At 60.8% G+C, this 26196-nt stretch carries 24 protein-coding genes and 2 pseudogenes; 12 read left to right on the top strand and 14 right to left on the bottom strand.

Going from position 1 to position 26196, the window contains the following annotated elements:
• Positions 1 to 4: 4 nt before the first annotated feature.
• The 4 genes from FXB40_RS08405 to FXB40_RS08390 all read right to left on the bottom strand — a co-directional run bounded on the left by FXB40_RS08405 (position 5) and on the right by FXB40_RS08390 (position 2883).
• Positions 5 to 538 (bottom strand): PaaI family thioesterase, encoded by a 534-nt coding sequence (locus FXB40_RS08405; protein WP_187436731.1) that lies wholly within the window; start codon positions 536 to 538, stop codon positions 5 to 7.
• Between the two features lie 105 nt (positions 539 to 643).
• Positions 644 to 997, bottom strand: coding sequence for a putative quinol monooxygenase (locus tag FXB40_RS08400; RefSeq protein WP_148771728.1), 354 nt, complete (start codon positions 995 to 997; stop codon positions 644 to 646).
• 313 nt (positions 998 to 1310) lie between these two features.
• Complete coding sequence (locus FXB40_RS50340) at positions 1311 to 1949, bottom strand: helix-turn-helix domain-containing protein (RefSeq protein ID WP_148771727.1); 639 nt, start codon at positions 1947 to 1949, stop codon at positions 1311 to 1313.
• A 289-nt stretch (positions 1950 to 2238) separates the two neighbouring features.
• Positions 2239 to 2883, bottom strand: coding sequence for a response regulator transcription factor (locus tag FXB40_RS08390; protein ID WP_148771726.1), 645 nt, complete (start codon positions 2881 to 2883; stop codon positions 2239 to 2241).
• A 224-nt stretch (positions 2884 to 3107) separates the two neighbouring features.
• Here FXB40_RS08390 and FXB40_RS08385 point away from each other — a divergent pair, with 224 nt between their 5' ends.
• Entirely contained in the window at positions 3108 to 3500 is a 393-nt protein-coding gene (locus FXB40_RS08385; RefSeq protein ID WP_148771725.1) for a response regulator transcription factor, read from the top strand.
• Here the strand turns inward: FXB40_RS08385 and FXB40_RS08380 are convergent.
• Positions 3495 to 6383, bottom strand: coding sequence for a PAS domain-containing protein (locus FXB40_RS08380; RefSeq protein ID WP_187436729.1), 2889 nt, complete (start codon positions 6381 to 6383; stop codon positions 3495 to 3497). The genes FXB40_RS08385 and FXB40_RS08380 overlap by 6 nt on opposite strands.
• A gap of 384 nt (positions 6384 to 6767) precedes the next feature.
• Between FXB40_RS08380 and FXB40_RS50335 the strand changes: the two are divergent.
• A pseudogene (locus tag FXB40_RS50335) lies at positions 6768 to 6941 on the top strand (winged helix-turn-helix domain-containing protein); the annotation flags it as partial.
• A gap of 118 nt (positions 6942 to 7059) precedes the next feature.
• Positions 7060 to 7473, top strand: a complete 414-nt coding sequence (locus FXB40_RS08370; RefSeq protein ID WP_430646857.1) for a Dps family protein — start codon at positions 7060 to 7062, stop codon at positions 7471 to 7473.
• A 110-nt stretch (positions 7474 to 7583) separates the two neighbouring features.
• On the opposite strand, the gene FXB40_RS08365 is transcribed toward FXB40_RS08370, so the two are convergent.
• Positions 7584 to 8519: a ring-cleaving dioxygenase gene (locus FXB40_RS08365; RefSeq protein WP_148771722.1), complete on the bottom strand. Its 936-nt coding sequence runs from the start codon at positions 8517 to 8519 to the stop codon at positions 7584 to 7586.
• Between the two features lie 576 nt (positions 8520 to 9095).
• Between FXB40_RS08365 and FXB40_RS08360 the strand changes: the two genes are divergently transcribed.
• The 7 genes from FXB40_RS08360 to FXB40_RS08330 all read left to right on the top strand — a co-directional run bounded on the left by FXB40_RS08360 (position 9096) and on the right by FXB40_RS08330 (position 15544).
• Positions 9096 to 9749 carry a hydrolase gene (locus FXB40_RS08360; protein ID WP_148771721.1) on the top strand — a complete coding sequence of 218 codons (654 nt, stop codon included), beginning with the start codon at positions 9096 to 9098 and terminating at the stop codon, positions 9747 to 9749.
• A gap of 33 nt (positions 9750 to 9782) precedes the next feature.
• A complete protein-coding gene (locus FXB40_RS08355; RefSeq protein WP_148771720.1) occupies positions 9783 to 10070 on the top strand; it encodes a XapX domain-containing protein in 288 nt (95 codons plus the stop codon).
• Positions 10067 to 11944 (top strand): amidohydrolase, encoded by a 1878-nt coding sequence (locus tag FXB40_RS08350; protein WP_148771719.1) that lies wholly within the window; start codon positions 10067 to 10069, stop codon positions 11942 to 11944. Before FXB40_RS08355 ends, FXB40_RS08350 begins: the two co-directional genes overlap by 4 nt.
• Before the next feature lies 1 nt (position 11945).
• Positions 11946 to 12371 carry a DoxX family protein gene (locus tag FXB40_RS08345; protein WP_148771718.1) on the top strand — a complete coding sequence of 142 codons (426 nt, stop codon included), beginning with the start codon at positions 11946 to 11948 and terminating at the stop codon, positions 12369 to 12371.
• A 51-nt stretch (positions 12372 to 12422) separates the two neighbouring features.
• The gene (locus tag FXB40_RS08340) at positions 12423 to 13316 is read left to right on the top strand and encodes a glyoxalase (protein ID WP_148771717.1); all 894 of its coding nucleotides are present in this window, start codon (positions 12423 to 12425) and stop codon (positions 13314 to 13316) included.
• Positions 13317 to 13478: 162 nt separating this feature from the next.
• Positions 13479 to 14837, top strand: a complete 1359-nt coding sequence (locus FXB40_RS08335) for an alginate export family protein (protein ID WP_148771716.1) — start codon at positions 13479 to 13481, stop codon at positions 14835 to 14837.
• Between the two features lie 26 nt (positions 14838 to 14863).
• Positions 14864 to 15544, top strand: coding sequence for a YoaK family protein (locus FXB40_RS08330; RefSeq protein WP_148771753.1), 681 nt, complete (start codon positions 14864 to 14866; stop codon positions 15542 to 15544).
• A 59-nt stretch (positions 15545 to 15603) separates the two neighbouring features.
• Here FXB40_RS08330 and FXB40_RS08325 read toward each other — a convergent pair whose 3' ends face one another.
• Positions 15604 to 16431 carry a helix-turn-helix domain-containing protein gene (locus FXB40_RS08325; RefSeq protein ID WP_187436728.1) on the bottom strand — a complete coding sequence of 276 codons (828 nt, stop codon included), beginning with the start codon at positions 16429 to 16431 and terminating at the stop codon, positions 15604 to 15606.
• A 342-nt stretch (positions 16432 to 16773) separates the two neighbouring features.
• On the opposite strand from FXB40_RS08325, the pseudogene FXB40_RS08320 reads away from it, so the two are divergent.
• Positions 16774 to 17210 (top strand): annotated as a pseudogene (locus FXB40_RS08320) (LysR family transcriptional regulator).
• Positions 17211 to 17231: 21 nt separating this feature from the next.
• Positions 17232 to 18869 carry an MFS transporter gene (locus tag FXB40_RS08315; RefSeq protein ID WP_148771714.1) on the top strand — a complete coding sequence of 546 codons (1638 nt, stop codon included), beginning with the start codon at positions 17232 to 17234 and terminating at the stop codon, positions 18867 to 18869.
• 398 nt (positions 18870 to 19267) lie between these two features.
• Here FXB40_RS08315 and eutC read toward each other — a convergent pair whose 3' ends face one another.
• Genes eutC through FXB40_RS08280 form a run of 7 tightly spaced genes read right to left on the bottom strand, consistent with a single transcriptional unit; the run spans position 19268 to position 26166 of the window.
• Positions 19268 to 20026, bottom strand: a complete 759-nt coding sequence (gene eutC / locus FXB40_RS08310) for an ethanolamine ammonia-lyase subunit EutC (protein WP_148771713.1) — start codon at positions 20024 to 20026, stop codon at positions 19268 to 19270.
• Position 20027: 1 nt separating this feature from the next.
• Positions 20028 to 21419 carry an ethanolamine ammonia-lyase subunit EutB gene (locus FXB40_RS08305; RefSeq protein WP_148771712.1) on the bottom strand — a complete coding sequence of 464 codons (1392 nt, stop codon included), beginning with the start codon at positions 21417 to 21419 and terminating at the stop codon, positions 20028 to 20030.
• A gap of 5 nt (positions 21420 to 21424) precedes the next feature.
• Positions 21425 to 22216 (bottom strand): histidinol-phosphatase, encoded by a 792-nt coding sequence (hisN, locus tag FXB40_RS08300; RefSeq protein WP_148771752.1) that lies wholly within the window; start codon positions 22214 to 22216, stop codon positions 21425 to 21427.
• Positions 22216 to 23151, bottom strand: a complete 936-nt coding sequence (locus tag FXB40_RS08295; RefSeq protein ID WP_148771711.1) for a choline kinase family protein — start codon at positions 23149 to 23151, stop codon at positions 22216 to 22218. Before FXB40_RS08295 ends, hisN begins: the two co-directional genes overlap by 1 nt.
• Positions 23152 to 23169: 18 nt before the next feature.
• A complete protein-coding gene (locus FXB40_RS08290) occupies positions 23170 to 24135 on the bottom strand; it encodes a phosphotransferase family protein (RefSeq protein WP_187436727.1) in 966 nt (321 codons plus the stop codon).
• Entirely contained in the window at positions 24132 to 25412 is a 1281-nt protein-coding gene (locus tag FXB40_RS08285) for a Zn-dependent hydrolase (RefSeq protein WP_148771710.1), read from the bottom strand. Before FXB40_RS08285 ends, FXB40_RS08290 begins: the two co-directional genes overlap by 4 nt.
• The gene (locus tag FXB40_RS08280) at positions 25405 to 26166 is read right to left on the bottom strand and encodes a DeoR/GlpR family DNA-binding transcription regulator (RefSeq protein ID WP_148771709.1); all 762 of its coding nucleotides are present in this window, start codon (positions 26164 to 26166) and stop codon (positions 25405 to 25407) included. Before FXB40_RS08280 ends, FXB40_RS08285 begins: the two co-directional genes overlap by 8 nt.
• Positions 26167 to 26196: the final 30 nt, after the last annotated feature.

Genomic DNA, 26196 nt, shown 5'->3' with positions numbered 1-26196 from the left:
AACGTCAGCCTTTCGTGCTCTCCTTCAGAATTTCGAACACAAGGCACGTCGTCGTAGCATGCGCCAGCAGCCGATCTCCTGCATCCGTGATGCGCGCCTCGGCGGTAGCGACGCGGCGGCCGGCGTTGAGCACGCGGCCCTCGGTGCGGATCACGCCGCTCGTCTCGCTCATGCCGCGCACGAATGAGATCTTGAATTCCAGCGTGGCGTAGCCGGTGCCCGCCGGCAACGTACTCTGCACCGCGAGACCCATCGCGGAATCCAAGAGGATCGCGGCATAGCCGCCATGCACCGAGCCGATCGGATTGTAGTGCCGAAGACCCGGCACGCTGTGAATCACGACGGCGCCGGATTCGACCGTGCAGCCGAACGGCTCGACTGTCTGCATGATCGGCGGCTCCGGCAATCGTCTCGCGAAGATCGCGCGGACAAAATCGAGCCCCGACATCGACGCCATCACGTCGAGGGGTACGATGCCGTATTCGATAGCGTGCTTGCCGGATTTATCCTCTATGATCTCAACACTCCGCGTCGTCATGCCGGACCTGATCGGAACACATACGATTGTTCAGCGCAGCATCTGGCAGCCGTTCAACAATGTCCGCTGCCAGGCTCGCGACCTTCAATCCAGAACCCAATCCCGTCACCTGACAAAGCCATCGAAGGCTGTCATATAGATCGGGTGGAAGTCCGCATTCGCCTTTTTGAACTCGTCGGAGGGCCTGCCATAGATCACCCAGCGAGTGAGCTTGGCCACAGCGAAGAACTCCTTCGAGTTTGGCGCAAAGCTTTCCGTTTGGTGGAGCAGGGCCGCCTTCGAATCCGTGTAGCGTTCGAAGATGTCAACCGTCTTCTGGTCGTCCCCGATGTTGAACTCAAACTGCAGCGCGCCTGGCTCCTTTTTTGTCGCAGCCACAAGCTTTGGTATCAGCGGCTTGAACTTGTCCATCTGATCGACGCTAACGGTGAACACCCAGTACACCTGTTCGCTATGCATCCCTGCCTCCATGGCACGGCGCCTCAACGCTCACACGACGACAACCGGCGCAACTGCCAACCACTAGAACCCGCGCAACCAATTTTCGCATCGGCTAATGTGACGTTCAAACAAGCTACCGTCTTGAAGGCTGTTCTCGCGTCTAGAACGTTCTTGCCGTCTTTGTTTCGAGAACACGCCGTGTGCCTTCAAAGCAAACGCCTCCAAGCCCCGGTACCTCGAAGACTTCGATCTGAGACGGATCGCGGAGTGATCTAGGTGCCCCGCTCGGTCACACCATAGCCGCCGAGACACTAGGCTTGTCGTTTCCGCTCTAGCCGAGCAAACAGGCTGCTGATTGCTCCATCTGACCAGCGATTCCGCGTTCGCGTCGCCAGCCGGCCGGACTTTGACCAAAAGCCCTTCTGAAGAGCCTGCATAGATGCGCTTGATCCGAAAGACCTACGTTCAAGGCTATTTCACTCAGTGATGCCGCACTGGTCAGCATCAGGTGACCGGCTCTCTCCAGACGCCTTCTCACCACGTAGGCATGTGGCGACTCGCCAAATGCTAGTTTGAACTTTCGACAGAAGTGCGCTGGGCTCAGGCATACGACCGCACTGAGATTCCGGACGCGAAGGGCGCGATCTAAGTTGCTGTCAATGTAAGCTTGCACGCGAGCGATCTGCCAAGCCACTAGACCACCTCTTCGGCGACCGTTGGCGACAGAACAACGCCCGATCTCCGTGTACAAGATTCGCGATGCTGTATTCAGTGTCGCCTTGGCCAACTCTCGGTCACGCTCTAGCTCTCGCCTTGCAGTCTCAAGCAGTTCGACCAGGCTGTTTGCCACCAAGTGAAACTGGTGATCAATTGCAAAGGAACATTCTGGTGCTGTAGTTTGAAGTCCCGGCTCGCGACTACGAAATCGTGTCAAGGGTTCGGAGGGTGCACTAGATTCTGATACGCGCATTATAACCTCCCGTGCGTGGGGAATTCCCCGGCAGAACCGGTACGACGCGTTTTGACGGTTTGGCACGGCGTGGTCGATTGCGCGGTGGTAGTGTGCGGTTCGCTTGTAGTTGTTTGTGCTAAGCCATCGCTTAGGGACGACGCGGGCGCGAGATCTCTAACCTCCCGCTTCTGCATCCGTTGACCCAGGAGCACGCAATGCCCGACGATCGGCGTTGTAGCAACTGCAGCAGACGGCAATTGTGTGCAGGGACAGTGCACTCGCGTTTAAACGCTTGAGGCGACATCCCTTAAGCTGACTCAGGAGTCTGCGACTGCTGTAGTCTCACGTTGAGAGTGTCCGCCATCCGGCTGAGCTCGGGAAGCGAACGGGCCTTCATCTTCCGCATCAGGTGGGTGCGATGCACCTTCACCGTAGACTCGGCGATGCCGATGTCGTTGGCTATCTGCTTGTTGAGACGACCAGCCACGACATGGAGCATGATCTCACGTTCGCGGGAGCTGAGCGAGCCGAAACGCTCCCTGAGCATAGCCAATGCCCGTTCACTTTCCAGCCGGACTCGATCGCGAGCGAGGCCGGCCTCAACAGCGTCAAGAACATCCTGATCACGGAACGGCTTTGTGAGGAACTCAATCGCACCGCCCTTCATCGCTTGCACGGTCATCGGCACGTCAGCATGCGCTGTAATGAAGATGATCGGCACTTGCCTGTTCGCAGCAGCAAGGTCGCGCTGAAGCTCAAGACCGCTTCGCCCCGGCATTCTCACATCGAGCACCAGGCAGGTGGGGCCCGCGGGCGGATCAGCCCTGAGAAAATCGGAAACAGACGAAAATTGCCGGCTCTCCAGATGGACCGCCCGCAACAGACGCGCGACCGAGTCGCGAAACTCGGGATCATCATCGATGACCAAGACACTGGGATTTACCTCACCCATCGCCAGTATCCCAAAAGGGAGCGCGTTGTTCCCGCCATAGTAGACATAAAATCGGTCGATGTGAACAGCATCTGCCCGCTAGGCGGATAGCAAGGCCTAAGCCATCGCTTAGGGGCGCCAGCATTGCATTATTGGGGAATGTCACCGACATTACGAAATTGCAAACTGGCGCGAGGTATTGCGTCGCGGGCGTGGCGGAGCCACGAAGTTTCCCGGAAGCCGCAATGTTGAACCATACGCTCGTATCTATCGTCGACGATAATCAGCCCTTTCGAGAATCACTGCGAAAGCTCGTGATGTTGTTCGGCTACAATGTCGAATCTTTTCCGTCAGCAGCCGATTTCTTGGCATCACGTCTCTTGCCTGAAACCGACTGCCTGGTCGCCGACGTTCACATGCCCAGAATGAGCGGGGTCGAGCTGTACAGGCATTTGGTCGACACCGGGCACGCGATTCCGACGATCCTCATTACTGCATACCCCGATGAAGTCGCCAGAGATCAGGCTCTAAAGGACGGAGTCGTTTGCTACCTCAGTAAGCCAGTGGACGACGACGATCTCGAACGGTGTCTGCGGTCAGCTCTGCAGGCCGGCACGCCGAATGATGACAATTCATGAACTCTCCTCGACCGCAGGCAGGATAAATTGAAATACGGCCCCCCGAGGCTCATTAGCGCTCATCCACAACCGGCCTCCATGACCATTGATGATGGTTTGGCAAATCGAAAGCCCCATTCCAATTCCGCTGATCTTGGTGGTGTAGAAGGGTTCGAAAACTCGCTTGAGGTTTACCGGATCAACGCCGGGCCCTGAATCATGCACTGCGACGAGAATGCCGCCGGTTTGGCTTTGCTCGGTTCTGATCGACAACTCTCGCGTCCCGTCCTCGATTGAGCTCATGGCTTCGACCGCATTCAGGATCAGGTTCACAAGTACTTGCTGCAGTTGAACGCGGTCACCCTGAACAGGAACCAACCCATCCATCAGGCGAGTACTGCACGAGATCCCGCTCTTGGTGATTGCGCTTTGCACCATGACAATCACCTCGTTGATCGCTTCATGGAAGTCAAAACGCTCCTTTTGCGGAGGCGCTCTCTTGATCTGACTACGGATCCGTCCGACGATATCCTTGGCTCGGTCCGCATCCCTGACGACACAACCGAGCGCTTCCCTGGCCTCATCCAGATTCGGTGGATCCATTTCCAAAAAGCGCATCCCCGCACGGGCGTTGTTGCGAGCGGTCGCGATCGGATGCAGAATTTCGTGGGACAGCGAGGCAGCCATTTCTCCCATCATGCTCAGACGATTCAGATGCGCGAGATCCGATTGCATCTGATCCAATCGCGCCAACGCTCGTGTGCGATCGTCGACATCCGTCAGTAGAACGTACCAGCGCACGATGCGCCCGGAGTCATCGCCAACTGGGACACCACGGGCTTCAAACCACCGATATTCGCCGTCGATACCTCGCAGGCGTGAGTCGACGTGGTAGGGAAGCCCAGAGGTCATCGCTCTGCTAAAAATTTCAACAACGCGGGGAAGATCCTCAGGATGCACCGCATCGTTTGTTCCCCAGTTCTTTAGCCATTCCAGCGAACGGCCAAAATACTCCAGGCATTGGCGATTGACGGTTTCGAGTTCACCGTTCGGGGCCAAGACCACAACCAGACCGGCTATCCCGTCAATTGCTGAACGTAAACTTCGTTCGTTTTCACGCAGCGCCTCCTGCGCGCGCACGATCTCCGTCACATCTGCACAGGTGCCACGATAGCCTTGAAATTCTCCGTTGGCGTCAAACAAGGGCTTGCCACTCGCCCTCACATACATCGGAGAGCCGTCGCTGCTCAGCCCGCAATATACAAAATCCCGGAACGGTTTACGTGAAAAGACGGTTTCGTGGAGAAGTCGCCACTTGTCGGGTTCGGTTTCAAGATCGAGAGCGTGATCCCAGCACGCCGTGCCGATTCGATCGGCCGCGCCGGAACCAAAGGCATTCTCACTCAGCAGCGTGAATTTGTAATCCGGACCCATTTCGCAGAACCAGTCAGAGGCCGTCTCAGCGAAGTCGCGGAACTTCGCCTCGCTCTCCCGCAATGCCTGTTCAGCGCGCTTGCGCTCGATGAATTGACCGATTTGGCTTCCGATGGTAGCCAGCATGTTGAGCAGCTCCTGATCGGGTTGCCTGATCTCGCGGCTGAAACACTCGATCACGCCCAGGACTTCGCTCCCAAGCAGGATGGGAAAGCCGAAGGCCGCGTGTAGCCCTTCGCGTTCAGCAGTCATGACCCGCGGAAAATTCTCATCAGAAACGACATCGGGAACGTATTCGGGCTCAAGGCTGGACCAGACCCGGCCCGGCAGCCCCAAGCCCGGAACGAAAGTGAACTCCCGGCTAACCCTTTCAAATTCGGGGACTTCTATCGACGCCTTATGCCAAAGCTCGATACAGCGCAGCGCCCCGGCCTGCCGGTCCACGCGCCAGAGCGCGCCCACGTCCCATCCCAGATACTCGCCTATAGCGCGCAGTATTCTCGGAGCCGCCTCTTCGATCGCGGCCGCTTCCGCCAAAATCTGCGCGATCGTGTGCTGCACGCAGAGGCGTTCCTCTGAGCGCTTGCGTTCATCGATGTCGACTGACAGGCCGAACCACTGGACGATTTGCCCGTCTGGGTCGCGCTGAGGCTCAGCGCGTACCCTATGCCAGCGATACTCGCCGTCCGCCCGGCGTAAACGGTGCTCGCGCTGAAAGGGCTCTCCAGTTTGAAATGCGTGATTAAGCGCCTTTTCGGTTTCTGCAACGTCGTCCGGATGCAAGACACCTTGCAGGACCTCCATGTCCCTTTTTCGATCCTCAAATCGGTTCCCAAAATAGTCGCGAAGGCGTTGATTGACACAAATCGGTTCGCCGTTAGGGGTCACTGACCAGAAGTGGCATGGAACGCTCTCGATCAACTGGCGGTGCTTGCGTTCACTTTCGCGAAGGGCTTGCTCCGCGTACTTGCGTTCCGTCACGTCGACATTTGTGCAAATGACCTCGAATAGCGCGCCGAGTGGGGAAAATTCATGATGGGTGTTTGCTTCCAGGTATTTGACTGTTTCATCAGGCAGCAGGATTCTGAACTCGGAACGGAAATCTCTTTTCTCGCGCAACGCCTCCTGGACTTCTCCCCACACCCTTTCTCCATCGTCCGGGTGAATGCGTTCCCACATGTCGTCTCGGCTTGGAAGCCCCTGCAGCGGATCAAACCCCCAGATGCGGTAACTCTCGTCCGACCAATACAGAAAACGCCTCGTTGTCCCGTCCAGAACCCACGTTCCGGTACGGCTTAGCCTTTGTGCTTGTGCGAGCCAGATTTCGATGCGGCGTAGCCGGTCTTCGGCCTTCTTGGCTTCATCGACCTCAATAGTCTCATCTGCACTGAGCAGCTTGGCGGAATTTGACTGCCGTACTCCGCCCTTAATCGGGGCGGCGCTTGCGGGTTCAGAAAAGGGCAAGGACATCCGCCCACCGTTCATCGACAATTTGGCGATAAAGCCAGATTCAAGGCCGCTTGAATGGGCGCAACGATGTGTCCAAGGCCCCTCCGCCGAGCGGAACGATCCCGCCCCCCCCTTTTGAGCGAGCGCTCGATGACGGTCAGCTCTAAAGGCCGCAACAGGTTTTTGGTTGCTGTGGGTGTACGAAGTTGATCGGGTGGCATCGTTGGCCCCGCTCAAATAGAAGGACTGTCCCCCTGCCCGTTTGAGATGAGAATCCCAGCGAGCGGGCCGCATTCGTTAATGGCTTCAGCAACGCCCAAGCATGAGTATTTCGGCACCGCCGACGTGCCCCGGCAAGTATAATTTGGTAAAAAAGCCCGGAAGGGAACCCGCCAAGGCGCCTTAATGGACAGATGCCCAATCTCGTTTGGTCCGTTCTTGCTCCACGCGGAGCAACGGCTCCTGCTTGAGGGCGACAGGCCGGTACGGCTCGGTAGCCGCGCCTTCGACATTCTTGCCTTTCTGGTCGAGCGTGCCGAAGAGGTGGTCGGCAAGGAGCAACTGATCGCCCGAGCCTGGCCGCAAGCATACGTCGAAGAATCGAACCTGAAGATTCAGGTGAGCGCTCTGCGGCGCAAATCCTGGCCGGCTTTCGCGACGATGCCGTTCGGCGCTTTCCGCCTCTTTGACGCGGCTCTTGGAGGAAATATTCGCTCTATACGTCAAGACGAAGAACTTTCATTGGCACGTTTCGGGGCCGCATTTCCGCGATTACCATCTGTTGTTGGACGACCAGGGCGAACAAATTTTCGCAACGGCGGACGCAATCGCGGAGCAGGTCAGAAAGATCGGCGGCACCACGATCAGATCGATCGCCCATATCGCTAGATGCCAGCGCGTGCGCGACAACGATGAGGACTACGTCCGCCCTGCCGACATGCTGGAAGAACTGCGCAAGGACAACGAGTTCCTGGTGGCCCGCATGCGCGAGACCAACGCACTTTGCGACGGGACGGGCGCCCTTGCCGGCGCGAGCCTTCTCGAGAATTGGATTGACGAGGGTGAGCGCAGAGTCTGGTCTCTATTCGAGACGACCAGGCGCGGAGCCTGAACGCCATCCTCCCGCAGGCGCGGCGCGAAGTTCGGCGCTGCCACTGCGATTGTCGGCTGAGGCCAAGGTCCTAGTCGGGGCGATCTCGACGCGCTAGGTGAACTCGCTAATCACGATGGCGCCTTCTCGAGAGCGGGTAGCACGCCCTCGATCTCCTTGCGACGCGGTTCGAGAAAGTTCGGCAGCTCCAAGTCCCGGCCGAGCGTCTCGACCGGCTCGTCGACAGCAAATCCGGGAACATCGGTCGCGATCTCGAACAGGACGCCGCCGGGTTCACGGAAGTAGATCGAGCGGAAGTACTTGCGGTCCTTCTGTTCGGTCGGGTGCCGCCCGTGGCTGCGGATCAGCTTCTCGGTCATCTGCGCCTGCTGTACGTCGTCAACCGCGCGGAAGGCGATGTGATGCACCGAACCGCGTCCCTGGTGCCCTCGCAAAGCTCCCGCGGCTTCGTAGATGTCGACCACGCTGCCTTTCACGTCGCCCGCCGCAGCGAAGCGAATCACCGATCCTTCACGGGCGATCTCGCGGAAGCCGAATACGTCGGTCAGGATCGCTGCCGTCTTTTGCGCGCTGTCGAGAAGCAGGGTCACGCCCTGGAAACCGCGGATCGCATGTTCGGATGGGATGTCCCCGTTGCTCCAGCCTGGCTCATTCTCGGCATCGGTGATGCCAACGAGCGCAAGCGCCATGCCATCTGGATCCGTGAAAGGCAGGACAGACTCACCGAAGCGCTTCTCAAGCGACTGATAGCGAATTCCCTTCTCAGTGAACCGCTCAGTCCAGTAACCGATTGAGCGCAGCGGGACACGGAAGGCGGTCTGGCGCGTCTCGCCAATACCGCGCCGGCCTGCCTCGGCGTTTGTCCAGGGGAAGAAGGTCAGGATGGTGCCCGGACTTCCGGTCTCGTCACCGTAATAGAAGTGGTAGGTTGAAGGATCGTCGAAGTTGACTGTCTTCTTGACAAAGCGCAGCCCGAGATCGCGTGTGTAGAAGCGCAAATTCTTGACAGGATCGCCGGCGATTGCCGTCACGTGATGGATGCTCATATTTGCCTCCTTGATGCCGAACCATCGTGGCCGCTTTGATCTAGGGACGATCAGAGCGCATCTGGCCTCCGGCGGTACGGGTACGAAGCTCTGCAAGAGGCACTGCGGGATCGCCAGGCCTCCTCAATCGCGGCGATCGGTTGCTTCATGAGCCCCTTGCTGGCTCGGTCGGCCTCGTCGCGCGCTCCTTTGCTTCCGTTTGACCGCTACTATGTCGCGAATACTTGCCATCATATTGAAAAGGATGATCGCCGCTGGAATGGATGTGCTTCTGCATTGCAGGCGTATAGTGCGGCTCATCACCGATGATCAGGATGCCTGGTAGAATCGACGTCTGCCGCGTCGTGGACCCGAGGCAGCATTGCACTCATGATGATACGGTCGGATGAGCAGTGGCTCGTCGCAGTAATGTCCTGCGAATTGCCGCAATCGTCATTTTGTCCAAACCGCGAGATTTATAGCAAAGACCGGATCTAACGGCCAGGCATAAAGACGTTCACCACAGACTACGCTCGCATCCGCACGAGGATGAGGCGCATTGGAGTCGAACAGCGCCATCCGGCCAGGAGATCACAAATGTCAAAGCTCGAAATGCTGACCCCGCAAAATAGCGCCATCGCCCTGATCGACTATCAGCCTGCCATGTATCAGGGCGTGCAGTCGCACGACCGGATTGTTGTCTTCAACAACATCCAGATCCTCGCAAAGGCGGCGAAGCTCTTCAAGATACCGACGGTGCTGAGCACCGTTGCAAAGGATTCCTTTTCCGGGCCATTCATGCCCGAGGTGACGGATCTCTTCCCGAACCACGACATCATCGACCGCACCTCCATGAATTCCTGGCTTGATGCCGGTTTCCGCAAGGCGGTCGCGGCGACAGGACGCAAGAAGTTCGTCATCGCCGGGCTTTGGACCGAAGCCTGCGTAATGTTTCCAACGATCGACATGCTGAGGGAAGGTTACGAAATTTATATCGCTGCCGATGCCTGCGGCGATCTTTCGCCCGAAGCACACAACCGTTCGATGGATCGCGCGGTGCAGGCCGGTGCGACCCCGATCACGTCTTGTCAATACGTGTTCGAACTCCAGCAGGACTGGGCGCGCTCGGAAACCTACGAAGGCGTCATGGACATCCTGCGCGCGCATTCGCCCTACGGCATTCAGGTCCGCTTCTCGAAATGGGCGCTGGGCGAACATGCCTCGGAAGGCGGAGCGAAAGCTGCCAAATAACGGTCGTTGTCTTCGCAACAGGGAAGATCGACGATGAAACTCTACCTGCTATCGGCCGGTGCCGGGATTCTGGTCGGCGTCATCTACAGCCTCCTAAACGTTCGCTCGCCGGCGCCACCGCTGGTGGCCCTGGTCGGCCTGCTCGGCATCCTGATCGGCGAGCAGGTCATTCCGGTCGGCAAGCAGCTTCTTTCCGGTAACGGCCTCGCCGCCGCGTGGCGGCAGGCACAGTGCGCCCCGCATATCTTCGGCCTTTTGCCTGGCCGCCAGGCGGACACTGCCGCGATGGCGCCCAATGCCATTAAGGAGAAACGTTCATGAGCACGCCCGACCTCATTCTGCACCATGGCCTGTTCACGACGCTCGACCGCAGCAACCCGACCGCCAGCGCGGTCGCAATCAAGGATAGTGTGTTTGTCGCCGTCGGCCACGACAGCGAGGTGATGAAACTCGCCGGGCCTTCGACAAGGGTAATCGACCTCAAGGGCAAGCGCGGGCTGCCGGGGCTGATCGACAACCATCTTCACATCATCCGCGGCGGCCTCAACTTCAATCTCGAACTGCGCTGGGATGGTGTCAGGTCCCTTGCCGATGCCATGAGCATGCTGAGGCGCCAGGTCGAGATCACGCCGGCGCCACAATGGGTCCGCGTGGTCGGCGGCTTCACTGAACATCAGTTCGCGGAGAAACGGCTGCCGACAATCGACGAGCTCAACGCCGTCGCGCCGGACACCCCGGTCTTCCTGCTCCACCTCTATGACCGCGCAATCCTCAATGGCGCGGCGTTGCGGGCCGTCGGCTACACCAAGACCACGCCGGAGCCGCCGGGCGGCGAGATCACCCGCGACGCCAACGGCAACCCAACCGGACTGCTGCTGGCCAAGCCGAATGCAAATATCCTCTACGCGACGCTCGCCAAGGGCCCCAAGCTGCCGTTCGAGTATCAGGTCAACTCGACGCGGCACTTCATGCGCGAGTTGAACCGTCTCGGCGTCACCGGCGCGATCGACGCCGGCGGCGGCTTCCAGAATTATCCGGACGACTATGCGGTCATCCAGAAGCTCAGCGACGAGGGGCAACTCACGATCCGTCTCGCTTACAACCTCTTCACCCAGAAGCCCAAGGGTGAAAAGGACGACTTCCTGAACTGGACCAGGACATCGAAGTACAAGCAGGGCACCGACTACTTCCGCCACAACGGCGCAGGCGAGATGTTGGTGTTCTCGGCCGCCGATTTCGAGGATTTCCGGGTGCCGCGTCCGGATATGCCTCACGAGATGGAAGGCGAACTGGAAGAGATCGTCCGGATTCTGGTCCAGAACAAATGGCCGTGGCGCCTTCACGCTACCTATGACGAAACCATTTCACGGGCGCTCGACGTGTTCGAGAAGGTCAACCAGGACATGCCCCTCGAAGGCCTGCACTGGTTCTTCGATCACGCCGAAACGATTTCTGATCAGTCGATCGATCGCATCGCGGCGCTCGGCGGCGGCATCGCCGTGCAGCACCGAATGGCCTATCAGGGCGAATATTTCGTCGAACGCTACGGATTGGGCGCGGCGGAAGCGACGCCGCCGGTCGCCAAGATGCTGGCCAAGGGCGTGAAGACTTCGGCCGGGACCGACGCGACGCGCGTTGCTTCGTATAACCCTTGGGTATCGCTGTCCTGGTTGGTCACCGGGCGGACCGTCGGGGGTTTGCGCATCACCCCGCAACGCAACTGCCTCGACCGAGAGACAGCGCTCCGGATGTGGACGGAGAACGTTACCTGGTTCTCCAACGAAGAAGGCAAGAAGGGCCGCATCGAAGTAGGACAGTTCGCTGATCTCGTCGTTCCGGATCGTGATTTCTTTTCCTGCGCGGATGCGGATATCGCGGACACCACGTCCGATCTGACGATGGTCGGCGGCAAGATCGTCTATGCCAAGGGCGATTTCAAATCCCTTGACGCCCCGCCCCCGCCGCCCGCCATGCCCGACTGGTCGCCGGTCCGCAGCTACGGCGGGTACGCCGCTTGGGGCGCCAAAGCCGAACCGGTTGCCGCGATGCGGATGCAGGCCGCTGCGCATTGCAGTTGCACCAGCCGCTGCGGGATCCACGGCCACGACCACGCGAGCGCCTGGTCAGCGAAGCTCCCGATTTCTGACCTGAAAAGCTTCTGGGGCGCCCTTGGTTGCGCCTGCTGGGCAGTGTGAGATGGGCCGTGCCTCGGAAACGCCGCGCTGGGTACGCACGATCCTGGGGACGCCATTGATATGGCCTGCCGCGCGGCTGGCTCTGGTTTCGGCTTTCTTGATCGGTGGTCTGACGAAGTTCTCCGACTTCAGCGCGGCCATTGCCGAACAGGAGCATTTTGGACTGAACCCAGGCTGGCTCTGGGCGGCGCTCGCGATCATCGTCGAACTAGGCGGTTCGGCCCTTGTGATACTCGGGTGGCAGGTCTGGCTCGGAGCTGGAGGCTTGGGCGTCCTTACTGCCGTCGCTATGCTGACCGCGAATGACTTCTGGCACCTGACCGGACACGACCGTTTCATGGCGTTAAACGTGTTCTTCGAACACCTCGGGCTCATAGCCGGCCTCGTTATCGTGTCGATCTATGCGGCGGAGCGCGAACGCATATGATCGAGTCCGCCTCCTCATCGCTTGTTTGTCGCTACCGTTAGGAATCCGCAAATGGTCCGCTTCCGCTCACTCATCGCTGCCGTTGCCATAGCTACCCTGGCCGCCAATTCCGTCGCCGGCGCACGCGACGCCGCGCCCTTGGTTGGCGTCGGCTCGCAATACGACACGACGCATGTCTACGTCGCGCCAGACGATGTCGATAAATTCGCGGCGAGTTTCGCGGCAACATTCGGTGGCCAGAGCACCAAGCAGGTGGTCGTTACGGTGACGCCGACACCGAGCAGCACGACCTCGCAACTGATCCAGACGCCCGTCGGCACCGTCTCCCTCTTCGGCTTCAAAACCCCGATTCCCTATCCGTTCGGCGCGGAACGGACGGGATACCTCGTCGCCGACATGGACGCCGCCATCGAAGCAGCACGCGCTGCGGGAGCTGACGTCATCGTCGAACCATTCCCCGATCCAATCGGTCGCGATGCCGTGATCCAGTGGCCGGGCGGCGTCAACATGCAGCTTTACTGGCATACGACCAAACCCAACTACGCGGCGTTCCAGACCGTGCCGGAAAACCGCGTCTATGTCTCGCCCGAGCGGGCGGACGCCTTCGTCAGGAGCTTTGTGCGCTTTTCCCGAGGAAAGATCGTATCTGATAACGGGCGCGCCCCCGGCGTGGAGATCGGCCGCGCCGACGGCACCTATCGTCGCATCCGGATCGAATCCGTGTTCGGCAAGATGACCGTGCTGGTGACCGACGGGCATCTCCCCTACCCCTATGGGCACGAAATGACCGGGTATGAGGTGCCCAACCTCGCCGAAACGCTCGGCAAGGCAAAGGCCGCGGGGGCCACCGTCCTGGTCGACGCCTTCAATTCGGACCACCGTGATATCGCACTGGTGCAGTTTCCCGGCGGCTATGTCGCCGAACTGCATGCAGCCTCGAAATGAGCGGAGTGCTGTGGCTTCCGGGCTCTCGCAGAACGTCCCAATTTAGCGTTAGGCTCGACAGGCTTCTGTTCCCGGCATCCGATGACCCATGTTGAGCCGCAATCGAAACCTCCGACCTACCGTCCCCGAACGGTTTTCCGGACGGTGCTGACGATTGGTTGCATGGTGTCGATGTCGGCGGTAGCCCGGGCCGACGATGCGGCGCCGCAGCGGCCCGCTATCAAGACCAATCGCTGGCAGGAGGATTGGTCGGTGCTGGCAAATCCGGCACTTCGGACCGAGCCCTACGATGCCATCAAGTACATTCCCATCATGCCTTGGGATCTCAAGAGCTACATGTCGTTTGGCGCGACGCTGCGGGAGCGGTTCGAAAGCGTCAACGCCGCCGGCTTCGGCGTCGGCGGCACCAAGAGCGACACCTACGTCATCCAGCGTCTTCAGTTTCACGCCGATGTCCATTTCGACGAGCACTGGCAACTGTTCCTGCAGTTCGAGGACGATCGCGCCTTCGGCAAGAACGTCACCACGCCCGTCGACCAGGACCCCCTCGACCTGCGACTCGGATTTCTCGCCTACGTCAACGCGACCGAGGCTGGGACCTTCAAGGCGCGGGTCGGACGACAGGACTTCGACTTCGACCTGCAACGTTTCGTCTCGTCCCGCGACGGCCCCAACGTGCGGCAGTCGTTCGACGCCGTGTGGGGTGACTGGGAGAGCGGCCCCTGGCGCTTCATCGGATTCCTGAGCCAGCCGGTGCAATACGATCTCCAACATCCGTTCGATGACACATCGAACAGCCATTTCCGCTTCCACACGCTCAGGGTCGAGCGGCAGGTCCTCGGGACGAACGAACTGTCCGCCTACTACTCCTTCTACCAGAAGGACAACGCCCGCTACCTCGACGCGAGTGGCGACGAAAAACGCAACGTGTTCGACGTCCGTTTTGCCGGGAATCTCAACCATGTCGATTGGGATCTTGAGGCGATGGGGCAGACTGGCGTAGTCGGAGGAAAGGATATCCGCGCCTGGGCGGTCGGAGCACGCACTGGCTACACGTTCGCCCAATTCGCGTGGCAGCCGCGGCTTGGGCTGCAAGTGGATGCCGCATCGGGAGACCATCACCCCGCCGACAACGTTCTGGGGACCTTCAATCCATTGTTTCCGAATGGCTACTACTTCACGCTGGCTGGGTTCACAGGCTACGTCAATCTCTTCCACGTCAAGCCATCCTTGACTGTAAGGCCCGCGACCAACCTGTCGGTCATGGGCGCGCTAGGCTTCCAATGGCGCGAGACCACGGCGGATGCGATCTACATGCAACCCAATATCCCGGTCGCCGGTACGGCTGGTAACGGCAGCGCTTGGTCGGGTGCCTACGGGCAATTGCGCGTTGACTATCGGTTCAGCGCCAATCTTACCGGCGCGCTGGAAGCGGTGCACTACAAGATCGGCAACACGATCCGTCAGGCGGGCGGTCACGACAGCGACTACGTCGGGGTTGAATTGAAGTACGCCCTCTAACTGTCGCTCTGCGAGAAGGTTCGATGATGCCTGCCACAAACTCTAGGCCGACGCTCCCGCTGCTGCTGAGCCTTAACGCCGGCTTCGTCGACACCGCCGGCTTCCTCGCGATGCAGGGATTGTTCACGGCCCACGTCACCGGAAACTTCGTCACCCTCGGCGCCTCGCTGGTGTTTGGGACGTCGGGCGCGGTGGCGAAACTCCTGGCGCTTCCGGTGTTCTGCTTGGTCGTGATCCTGACGCGCCTCTTAAGCTCGGCGCTCTTGCGGTTGAACCGCCCTGCGCTGACGATCATTCTCGGCCTGAAGGTCGTCTTCCTCGTTGCCGGCGCGGTACTGGCGATCCGCCTCGGACCGTTCGCCAACGGCGACGCTTGGCAGGCGGTCGTCACTGGCATGGTCCTGGTGGCCGCGATGGCAATCCAGAACGCCGCCCACCGAATTCATCTCGGGACAGCGCCGCCCTCGACATTGATGACGGGAACGACGACGCAGATCATGATCGATCTCGCTGATATGGTGCACACACCAACAGCGGAAAATGTGTCCGCTCCCAGCGCGCGCCTGCTGGCTATGTCGACCAACATAGCTGTCTTCGCGGCGGGCTGCGCCACTGCTGCCCTGCTGTATGCGCATGTCGGCGTCTGGTGCTTTGTTGTGCCGCCGGTTCTCGGAATGGTCACTCTATTTCTTCGTGCGCCAGGCTGAAAGGGACCGTGACGATGCCTGAGCGCCATCGAACTCAGCGCGGCGAGAGTCCGGTGCTGCTATTGCGGTCCGTCAGGCCAACCTTGTTTGCCGTTCGACGCCACGCATCCGATCGTTTTCCGGCCCTTGTGTTCCCTGCGCCAGGCCGACGGTGGCATGCCCACCAACCGGGTGAACACCCGCGTCAGATGGCTCTGATCGGCAAATCCGCAATCGACGGCGATCTCCGCGGTCGCCATCGAAGATTCGAGCAACAGCGTCTTCGCTTGTTCGATCCTGCGCAGCTGCAACCACTTGTGTGGCGTCATGCCGGTCGTCATGCGAAACGACCGGATGAAGTGATTGCGTGAGAGTCCGCACGCCTTGGCGACGTCAGCCACCAGGATGTCGCGGCTGAGGTTTCTCGCCAGATACTCCTTCGCACGCTGATTTTGAATCAGGGAGAGTCCTCGAGGCCGGGCGGTTTCGCGTTGGACGACCCCTCCGTAACGCTTGCTGAGATGGGCAAGGAGCGCCAGTGTAACATGATCGACGAAAAGAGAAGACGCTTCCGCTGGGCGCTCCAGGGCCGGCAGCAGGGCGGCTCCGAGATGGGCGACGACAGGATCGACCAAGCCGGGCTTGCAGTGCAGGTCGACGACCGGTGGATTGCCGGCTTCTTCGGTGAAATCGTTGAGGACGCTTCTAGGAATGTAGAACGATAGCGCCTCGTGCGGGCTCCCGACGTACGACGCGAATTCGGCGCCAAGGTTCACGATCCTGAGCGAATTGGCGGCGTAACCCTGCGAGATTACGGGGCGTTCGTTGCTCCATAATTCGTGGTGAGCGACTTCGGTCAGATGAAGCGCGGCAATGAAAGTGTCCTCGGCCGGAATTGTCGCTTTCATGCCGATATGCTCCGGACCACAGATGATCCTGGTGATTCCGATCTGAGCCTTAGGCAACGAACGTGTAACCAGCGCCGGTGAGCCGTCCAAGCCGTGGCTGTGAGCCACAGCGTCTCCATAAGTCCGGTGTTCGTCCATCGAATGAGATCCTGTCCGGTCGTTCGGACGATGTCGGTTTTGATGCGATCTCGACGACCCGCTCAGCGTCGCTGCTGTCGGCGAGAAGTTCGAAGAAATCATCGGGTTGGGCTCTATGATCTCCAATATCGCGACGCTATGATTTGAGAACAATAGGTTATTTTATAACCGCCACGTCCACGATTTGGAGACAATGAAGCGCAAATGAACAAGGTTACCAGCCTCCGGGCGTTCGTGAAGGTCGTCGAGGCAGGCAGCTTCGCCGAAGCTGGCCGTCAGCTCCGCCTTTCCCGTTCGGCCATCAGCAAGTAGGTCGCCGAACTGCAGCGAAATCTTGGCGTGCAGCTTCTAAACAGAACAACCCGTCACGCCCGTCCAAACGAAAACGGCCGGATGTATTTCGAACGCGCGCTCGCGAGGTGCAGCGCGACCCCGCAATCCGCGGGTGCGGCGTCGCGCTGATTCCGACCTTTATCGCAGGCGAAGCCCTCGATGAGGGGACGCTGCGGGCGGTGCTCCAAGACTATCGCACTCCTCCGTTGGCGCTATATGCGATCTATCTGCCCACGAGACATCTGTCGGTCAAGGTGCGACTGTTCATCGATTTTCTGGTCGAGCACTTCGGCCTGGACGCAGCCTAGCAAGCCGGCAAAGTAGGACGCATGACCAATCCTGACGAAAGACCCAGTGAATCGCATGTCGAGGAGCGCGCCTCTCCCTGGATCGCGTTTCGTCATCGGGCCTTCACGGTGGTCTGGATCGCGACCGTCGTCGCCAATGTTGGCACCTGGATGTACAACGCCGCGTCCGGATGGCTAATGACGAGCCTCAATCCCGATCCACTGACGGTCTCTTTGGTTCAGGTTGCAGGCAGCCTTCCAATGTTCCTGTTCGCGCTCCCCGCGGGCGCCCTGGCGGATACCGTCGACAAGCGCCGCTTCCTGATCGGTGCGGAGATTGTCCTCACCGTCGTCGCGGCAGCAAGCGCAGTGCTGGTCTGGCTCGACCTCGTCACCCCGTCCATCCTGTTGCTATTCACGTTCCTGCTGGGCGCCGGCGCGGCATTCACAGCACCGGCATGGCAGTCCGTCGTGCCTCAGCTTGTCCCGAAGCACGACTTGGCCGCGGCGGTGGCGAGCAACGGCGTCGGCGTCAACATCAGCAGGGCGATCGGGCCTGCGCTGGGTGGCGTGGTCATCGGCGGTTTGGGCATCGCGGCGCCGTTCTGGATCAACGCCTTGAGCAACTTCGCCGTGATCGGGGCCCTGCTCTGGTGGCGGCCGCCCGCGTCGCAATGGAGCGGGCTTCCGCCGGAGCGCCTGACCGGTGCCCTGGTGATCGGCTTCCGGCATGCGCGATACAATGCGAATTTGCGCGCAACACTCATAAGAGCGGTAGCGTTCTTCTTCTTCGCAAGCACTTACTGGGCGTTGCTCCCGCTGGTCGCACGCAATCAGATCGCGGGCGGCCCCGAGCTCTACGGCATTTTGCTGGGAGCGATCGGCGTCGGCGCCGTCGTCGGAGCCTTCACGCTGCCCTCGATGAAGGCGACTCTCGGATCGGACCGGCTTGTTGCCGCCGGTACGCTCGGCACAGCGCTCAGTCTGGTCCTGCTGGGTATCGCCCGGAATTCAGCGATCGGCATCGCGGCCTGCACGGTCGCAGGCCTTTCGTGGATCGCCGTTCTTGCGAGCCTCAACGTCTCGGTTCAGATGTCCCTTCCGGATTGGGTACGTGGCCGTGGCCTGGCCATGTTCGTCACTGTGTTCTTTGGCGCGATGACGGCCGGCAGCGCGCTTTGGGGGCAACTTGCCTCGGCGCTCGGCTTGCCGACGGCGCACTTCATCGCTGCCGCCGGCGCTGTCATCGGAATCGCGGCGACTTGGCACTGGAAGCTTCTGTCAGGCGCGGGAGTGGACCTCGCGCCCTCCATGCATTGGCCGGCGCCGGTCTTGGCGATCGACGCCGATGGCGATCGCGGACCGGTATTGGTAACGGTCGAGTACCGCGTCGCCGACGAGAGGCGCGACGCGTTCCTCGTCGCCGTCCGGCAGTTGGGTCAACAGCGCCGGCGTGATGGCGCATACGCTTGGGACGTCTTTGAGGATGCGGCCGAAAAAGGACGCTTCCTCGAGACCTTCATGGTCACGTCCTGGCTTGAGCACCTCCGGCAGCACCATCGCGTGACCAATGCAGACAGGGTCGTCCAAGATGCCATCCGCGCGTTCGGCTCGGCATCGGAGCCCAAGGTCACACACTTCATCGCCGCGTCCTTCGGATCGTCTAACGAACTGCAGTAGCCTGGGCCTGGCAGTCCACTGTCCTATGATCTCGTCCGCACCTGCCAGCAAAGTTGCCGATACGGTGAGACCGAGTGCTGCCGACTGCAACGAGATCAATTCGGTCTGCTCACGTTGATTGTCTCTAGATTTTCTCTGATCTCCCAGTGCACACGTCGTGCACACGCCCCCCTCTAACCAATTGAAAACTTTGAATTCTCGCTCCAGTCCATCATAGGCCAGTTTGAGCTAGTTGGAGCCCAATTAAGGCAACCAATCGGAGCGGATGACCCAGGTCTTCACAAATCAGAGATGCCCACCACTGCAAGGTGCAGTCCTCGACCCGCCACGATCGGAGCCGCGTGCCGCAGGATAAGCGATGGTTCCACGGGGGTATGTCGACAGTAGCTATCCGCACGTCAGTCGCGCGGCAATCCCATCGAGGCATCCTTCAATCCAACTCCACTGATGCCTGTTTTCAGCATATCCACGACCAACGACGCAACTCCAATCGCCGCGCTACCGACGGTGAGCCCTCCGTTGCGGATGTTGGATATGCAATTCCTTCTTGAATCGGGCGTGCCCGGACACGGCGAGCAGGTCACATAGACCCCGACGCTGTCGGCGGCCGAAAGGCCGGGCCGTTCCCCAATGATCACGATCGAGATCCGTGTACCCGCGATCTCCGCGATGGGATCGCCCAGCGCGACGCGCGCCTGCGATGCCAGAACCAGCGGAGCGATGGAAAGTTGCCGCGCATAAAGGTGCGCGACGATGGCCCGCGCCAGCGACACGGCGTTTGTATCGATCGCGCTGGCAGACAATCCATCAGCAACGACGATCAGGACGTCATAGTCCGAGCGGATGTCGGCGAGGCGCTCTGTCGCCTGCCACGAGAGCTTTCGACCCAGATCGGGACGACGGATGTAGGTTGCACGGTCCCCCGCCTGACTTTCGACCTCGACGATTCCCAGCTTGAGATCGACCAATCCGGCTCGAACCGACGCCCAGTCGACCTCGGACCAGACCGCCTGCCGGGCGCGCGCATGATCGAGCAGGAACGACTGCGCCGCCCGCGTCGGTAGCCCTGCGCCGAACCGACCAAGGAGCACCCTTGCCTGGGTCATCTCCCGGAGATCGATTGATACCGCTGACTTTCGATCGAGTTCATCCGCCATCTCAGGCTCCGAGCAGCCGGGCATCCGCGAGATAGCCCGCAAGCTTCGGCGGCGCCTCCAGCAAACGACCGGCCCCGTCGATCAACCCGATATCCAGGAGCCATCGTTCAAACTCCGGTGCCGGTGGCCGTTTCAAAGTCTCGCGACAATACACCGCGTCATGATGGGCGAGCGACTGGTAGTTCAGCATCACGTCGTCGGCGCCGGGCACGGTGATTACGAAGTTGACGTTAGCTGCGCAGAGCAACGTCAGCAGGGCGTCCATGTCCTCCTGGTCGGCATCCGCGTGGTTGGTGTAGCAGACGTCCACGCCCATGGGTAAGCCGAGCAGCTTGCCGCAGAAATGATCCTCAAGGCCCGCGCGGATGATCTGCTTGCCGTTGAACAGATATTCCGGACCGATGAAGCCGACGACGGTATTGACGAGCAGAGGGCTGAACTCGCGCGCCACCGCGTAAGCGCGGGCTTCCATCGTCTGCTGATCGACGCCGAAATTCGCGTCGGCCGAGAGTGCTGCCCCCTGCCCGGTCTCGAAATACATCAGGCTGGCGTCGATGGCGCCGCGCCCGAGACTGCGTACGGCCTCATGAGCCTCCTTGAGCAGCGATAGACTGACGCCGAAACCCTCATTCGCCTTCTGCGATCCCGCGATCGACTGGAACACGAGATCGACCGGCGCCTTCGCTGCAATCGCCTTCATCGCCGTCGTCACATGACCGAGGCAACAGGTTTGCGTTGGAATGGAGAGGCGCGCGCGCAACTCGTCCAGCAGCGAAACGATGCGGATATAATCATCCGCGGTATCGGTCGCGGGATTGACGCCGATCACGGCGTCACCCGATCCCATGAGAAGGCCGTCGATCGCCGACGCCGCGATGCCGTGGGAGTCGTCAGTCGGATGGTTTGGCTGGTTGCGTGTCGAAAGCCGTCCCTTGAGGCCGATCGTCGATCGGAATCGCGTGACCACCTCCCGCTTGGACGCCACCGAAATAAGGTCTTGCAGCCGCATGATCTTCGAGACCGCGGCCACCATCTCGGGCGTCAAGCCGAACGTGACCGCCTCAAGCTGGCGCTGCGCCGTCTCCGCCCTAAGCAGCCATTCGCGGAACTCCCCGACAGTCAGCGATGAGATGGGGGCGAAGGCAGCCTTATCATGACGTTCCATGATGAGGCGCGAGACCTCATCAGTTTCGACCGGGATCAACGCCTCGGCGAGGAAGGCCTTGAGCGGCAGATCCGCGAGCGCCATCTGCGCAGCAAGCCGCTCGACCGGTCCTTCCGCGGCAACGCCGGCAAGCTGATCGCCCGACCGCTCCGGTGTCGCCTTGGCCAGGAGATCCTTGAGGTCGGCAAAGCCATAGACCGTCCCGTCGATGGTTGTCTTGTACCGCATGATCCCTACCCGTGGATCAGAGCGAGCGCGTCCGCATGAAGCCTTGGCGTGGCAGACGCCAACACACGCCCTACCGACCGAATTGTTAGCGGACGTCCCGCCCAGTCCGTGATGCAGCCGCCGGCGCCCTGCACTATCGGAATCAGCGCCATGTAGTCGTGCGGCTGAAGGCCGGTTTCGAGAACGATGTCGCAGTGCCCTGACGCGAGCAAGCCATAAATGTAACAATCCCCGCCGAAGCGGCGCAATCTCGCGGCGCGCGAAATCCGTTCGAACGCCTCGGTATCGCTCCGATTGGCGAACATGTCGGGCGACGTCGTGTAGAAGCGCGCATCCGCGATGCGCTCGCACGCACTGGTCCGTGCCGATCCGGTGCCGAACAGAGCCTGCCCCGGCTTTCCTGTCCACCGCTCCCCCGTGAAGGGGACGTCGATCAAGCCGCAGAACGGCTGCTCCTGATAAGTCAACGCAATCAGCGTACCGAACAGGGGAAAGCCGGTGATGAAGCTCTTGGTGCCGTCAATCGGATCGACGATCCAGGTGAAGGCGCCGCCTGGCTTGCCGCCGATCTCCTCACCGATGATTCCATGTTCCGGAAAGCGCTGCTCGATCCTCTCCCTGAGACGAAGCTCGACGGTGCGGTCGGCAATCGTCACTGGGCTGTCATCGGATTTGGAAACAACCTCCAGCGGAGTCCGGAAGTAGGACAGCACTATGGGCCTGACCAGATCAGCAAGTTCGGCAGCAAAGGACAGGTAGACGTCGGCATCGTCTGCCGCGACGGCTGGGTGTGCCATCACAGCGCCTTCAGGAACAGCGGCCATCGCGGGTCCTGGATGATCGAGCGGGCCCGCATGTGTTTCCATATGCCGTACTTGTAGAAGTCGAAGTCCAGCGTCGAGATGCGGTTCTGCACCATCGCCCAGGTGCTCCACTTGATATCGGCGAGCGCCTTGTGAACGATGAAGCGCGCGTGCCACTCCTTGTTGCAGGAGCCGAAATACTCCTCGATGATCTCCTGTTCGATATCCTCGGAGAAGAAGTGCTCCCCGCTCCAGATCGCGAGATCGTAGAGCCGCTCGTTGTTGGACGCATATTCGAAGTCGATCAGCTTGATCGACCTGTCCTCCCCGACGAGGAAATTCCCCGGCATCGGATCGTTAAAGCAGGGCACAAGATCGAGGCCGGCCGCTTCGAGCGCCGCGCGCGCCTGCCTGTACTGACGATGGAGCCACGCATGATCTTCCGGCCAGTAGCCGCCAAGCTGTCGCACCTGCTCGTAATGCTCGTCGATCATGTCGAACACGGTCTTGGTCAGCGGGAGCGGTTGGCCTTCGTGAAAACGGCGATACATCCTGACGACGTTGGCGCGAAACCGCGGGTCGACGCAATCGCGATGGGTCGACGCCCGTCGGTCATCGAGGAACTCGGCCACCTCGATGTCCAGGTGATCCAGGTAATCGAAGGTCCGGGGCCCGACCGCCATGGTCTCCGCTTGCTTGCTTGCGGCCCGCGCTGCGCGGCGATCGATGAACATCTCGGTGCCACGGCCGGGTATCTTGACGAAATATCCGACCGGGTCGCCTTCGACCGCGACACGAAAATTGGTGTTGCTGATGCCCCCAGACACCGGCCTGTACGTCAGGCGAGACCCCTTCCAGGCATCCACCTGCACGATGGCCGCCTCCAGCGCCCGTTCGGCGTCAGACCGGCCCGCCCCTACCTCCATCATCACCTTGTCCCACTTTCGCTAGAGAGATCGTACCCGCTCTTCAAAGCCGGGATGTCCGAGCAGCATCCGGCAGCGCAGGAAGCGCCATGCCGCGTACTTCAGGAACTCCACGCCCTGCACGGGCGAACGGACATCCTGCAACAGGCTGCGAAGCGCCCAGTAGAGATCGTCGGCGGCTGCATAGAGCCGGCATCGGCTAAAGGCCTTCTCGCTGAACTGGCCATCGTGCATTTCCAGAAGCGGCTTCATCTGGCTCTCGAATTGATAGAGCTCGTTCATCTGAACTCCCAGTTGATAGTAAGGGTCGATGTCGCCAGCCATGTCGAAGTCGACCAGCATCATGGCGTCGTCCGGACCCAGCATCACGTTGGAGGAGTGCGGGTCGCCGTGCGCGGGTCTCGGGTCGACACCGGCCGCAGAGATCGCCGCCCGGATGGGCGTCATCCAGGCCAGCATCCAGTTCACGTCGCCGGGAAGCACGGCGCTTGACGTCGAGACCAGCGGCCAGAGCCGATCGATTCCGTCGAAAACCGACCAGGGACGCCCCAACGGTTCGCCAGCGGCAATCAACTTCTGCATGTCAACGAGCCGCGCCACGGCGCCTTCCTGCATCAGGTCGTCGATCTTCGCCGTACGCCAGCCGTCGCGGAGGCGCGCGAACAGCACGGCCCTCTCCGCCGGCGCGCGCGCGATCGGCGTGGGCGACAGCGCCAGGCCAAAAAGACGTCGCGCCGCCACAAAGGCTATTTCGTCGTCGACGAGTTCGGCGACTTCGTCGTTCGCCAGCCGCAGAAACAGACTAGCGTTAATACCGTCGGGCGCCACATTGAATGTCGTTGCCTCGACTGCGTGGTAGGATGGTGAAGCCACCGGGAAAGCAGATGCCGCGTAGGCAGCCGTGGCCGCGTCGGTGACCAGCAGGTTCCTGATTGCGCGTTCAGCGCGCATCTCCATGACCGTATCCGGATGACCGAGCGTCTTCATGCCGCGGCCTCGTTCGCTGGCAGTCCCTCGCTGGCAAGCGTGTAAAGCATGTCGGCAAGGACCTGCGTCCCGAAGGCCTGGTCTGCCGCGCTCGTGAACTCGGTCGGATGATGAATGACGCCGTCGCGTGAGCGGACCGCGAGAACGACCGAGGGACAAACGCTGGACATCGCCACAGCATCGTGCCCGCCGATCGTATCGAGATGGCGCGCCGTTTCGCCGAAACTTGCGGCAGTTCGCTCCGCAAGCGAGATCAGCCCTTTCGCAAACTGGCCGGCCTTGCGACGATCAACCGCCCTCACCTCGAATGTCACCCCGGCTTTCTCCGCCGCCGCCTCCATCCGAAGCTTCATCTTCCGTTGGGCCTCGGCGAGGACCTCCGGCGACCCCGAACGCAACTCGATGAAGAGCACGGCTTCGGACGGGACCGTGTTGGGCGAGTTCGGAAACACCTCCAGCCGGCCAACGGATGTGTGGAGGTCAAGGCCGTGCTCGCCTGCGATCTGCTTCAGATCAGCAATAAGGTAGGCCGCACCGAGCAGTGCGTCCTTGCGCTGCGCCATCGGCGTTGCCCCCGTATGGGCCTGCCGGCCGAGAAAGGCGAGCCGATACTTGGTCGCGCCCCAGAACCGGGTGAAGATTCCGAATTTTTCATTGGCCTCGAACAGCGCCTTGTCGCCCTCGATGTGAAGTTCGATCAACGCACTCGGGATCGCCACGGTATCCTTGCCGGCATAGCCGATCTGCGCGAGCGACTGGCGCACCGTCACCCCATCGCCATCCTTGCGGTCGAGCGCCCATTCGCGCTCGAGAGCACCGGCAAACACGCTGCTTCCCAGCAGGCTGGGCTGAAAGCGCGCGCCCTCCTCGTTGGTCCAGTTCACCACCTGGAAATTGCAGACCGGCAGCTTCTTTTCCGCCTTCAGCCTTTCCGACACGGCAAGCACCGCTTCGCAGGCCGAGACGACGCCGAGCGCGCCGTCGAAGCGGCCGCCATTGGGCTGGCTATCGATATGCGACCCCACCATGACGACCGGCGCGTTGGCGCCGGCCAACGACAGGCTCCCGAACTGATTGCCGATGGCGTCGACGGCCTCGGTGAAACCGTTCCGGGCGAACCAGCGGCCAAGCCAATCGCGCGCCGCTCCGTCCTCGAGCGAGAGAGAGAGACGCGTCATGGATCCGTCGGGCCCACCGCCGAACACCGACAATTCGTCTATCATCGCCTGGAGACGCGATGGATTGATGGTAGCGCGCTCGGGAACGATGTCAGGCATAGATGATTTCCACGTTGGACTTGAGAAACTGGTCGGAGAAGTCTTTGGTCAGGGTGCTCCCCGTAATCACAGCGTGGACGTCTTGCAGACCGAACGTATGGATCGAGCCGAGTCGGCCGAACTTGGAGCTGTCCGCGACGATGACTGAGCGCTTCGCTTGCGCGCGCGCCACGCGGCGGATGATCGCCTCGTCCTCGCCGTAATCCATGAAGCCGCGCTCGGCATGGACGGCGCTGATCGCAATGATGGCGAGATCGAAGAAATGCTCCTTCATTGCCGCCGCCGTCTCGGGGCCGAAGGTCGCCTGATAGTCGGGACGCAACCGCCCACCGAGCACGCGGACGCTGGGCGTGGCCGAATAGTAGAACTGGGCCGCCACCGCGAGCGAATTGCTCACGATCGTGAGATCCTTGCGGGTCTTGAGATGCTTCAGGCACGCAAGCGCCGTGGTCCCTTCGTCGACAAAGATCTTCATGCCATCCTTGACCAGAGCGGCTGCCGCCTCTCCGATCCGGGCCTTCTCCCTTGCGCCGACGCGCAGGCGTTCGGCAAAAGGCTGGTCGCTCTCCTGGCGGTCGAGCACGGCACCGCCATAGACGCGGCGGGCAAAGCCCTGCGTCTCGAGCTCGCGGAGGTCCCGGCGGATCGATTCCTGGCTGACCTTGAACTGATCGACGAGATCCTTGACGTGGACACGCTGCATCTGCCGCAAAAGGTCGCGGATCAACTCCAGGCGATGCTCCGTAAAGCTCATGGGCGTTCCCCGATTGCCTCGGCACTTCCG

This window comes from Bradyrhizobium rifense, assembly GCF_008123425.1.
GTDB lineage: Bacteria > Pseudomonadota > Alphaproteobacteria > Rhizobiales > Xanthobacteraceae > Bradyrhizobium > Bradyrhizobium rifense.
This window is presented reverse-complemented; position numbering and strand designations above follow the sequence as displayed.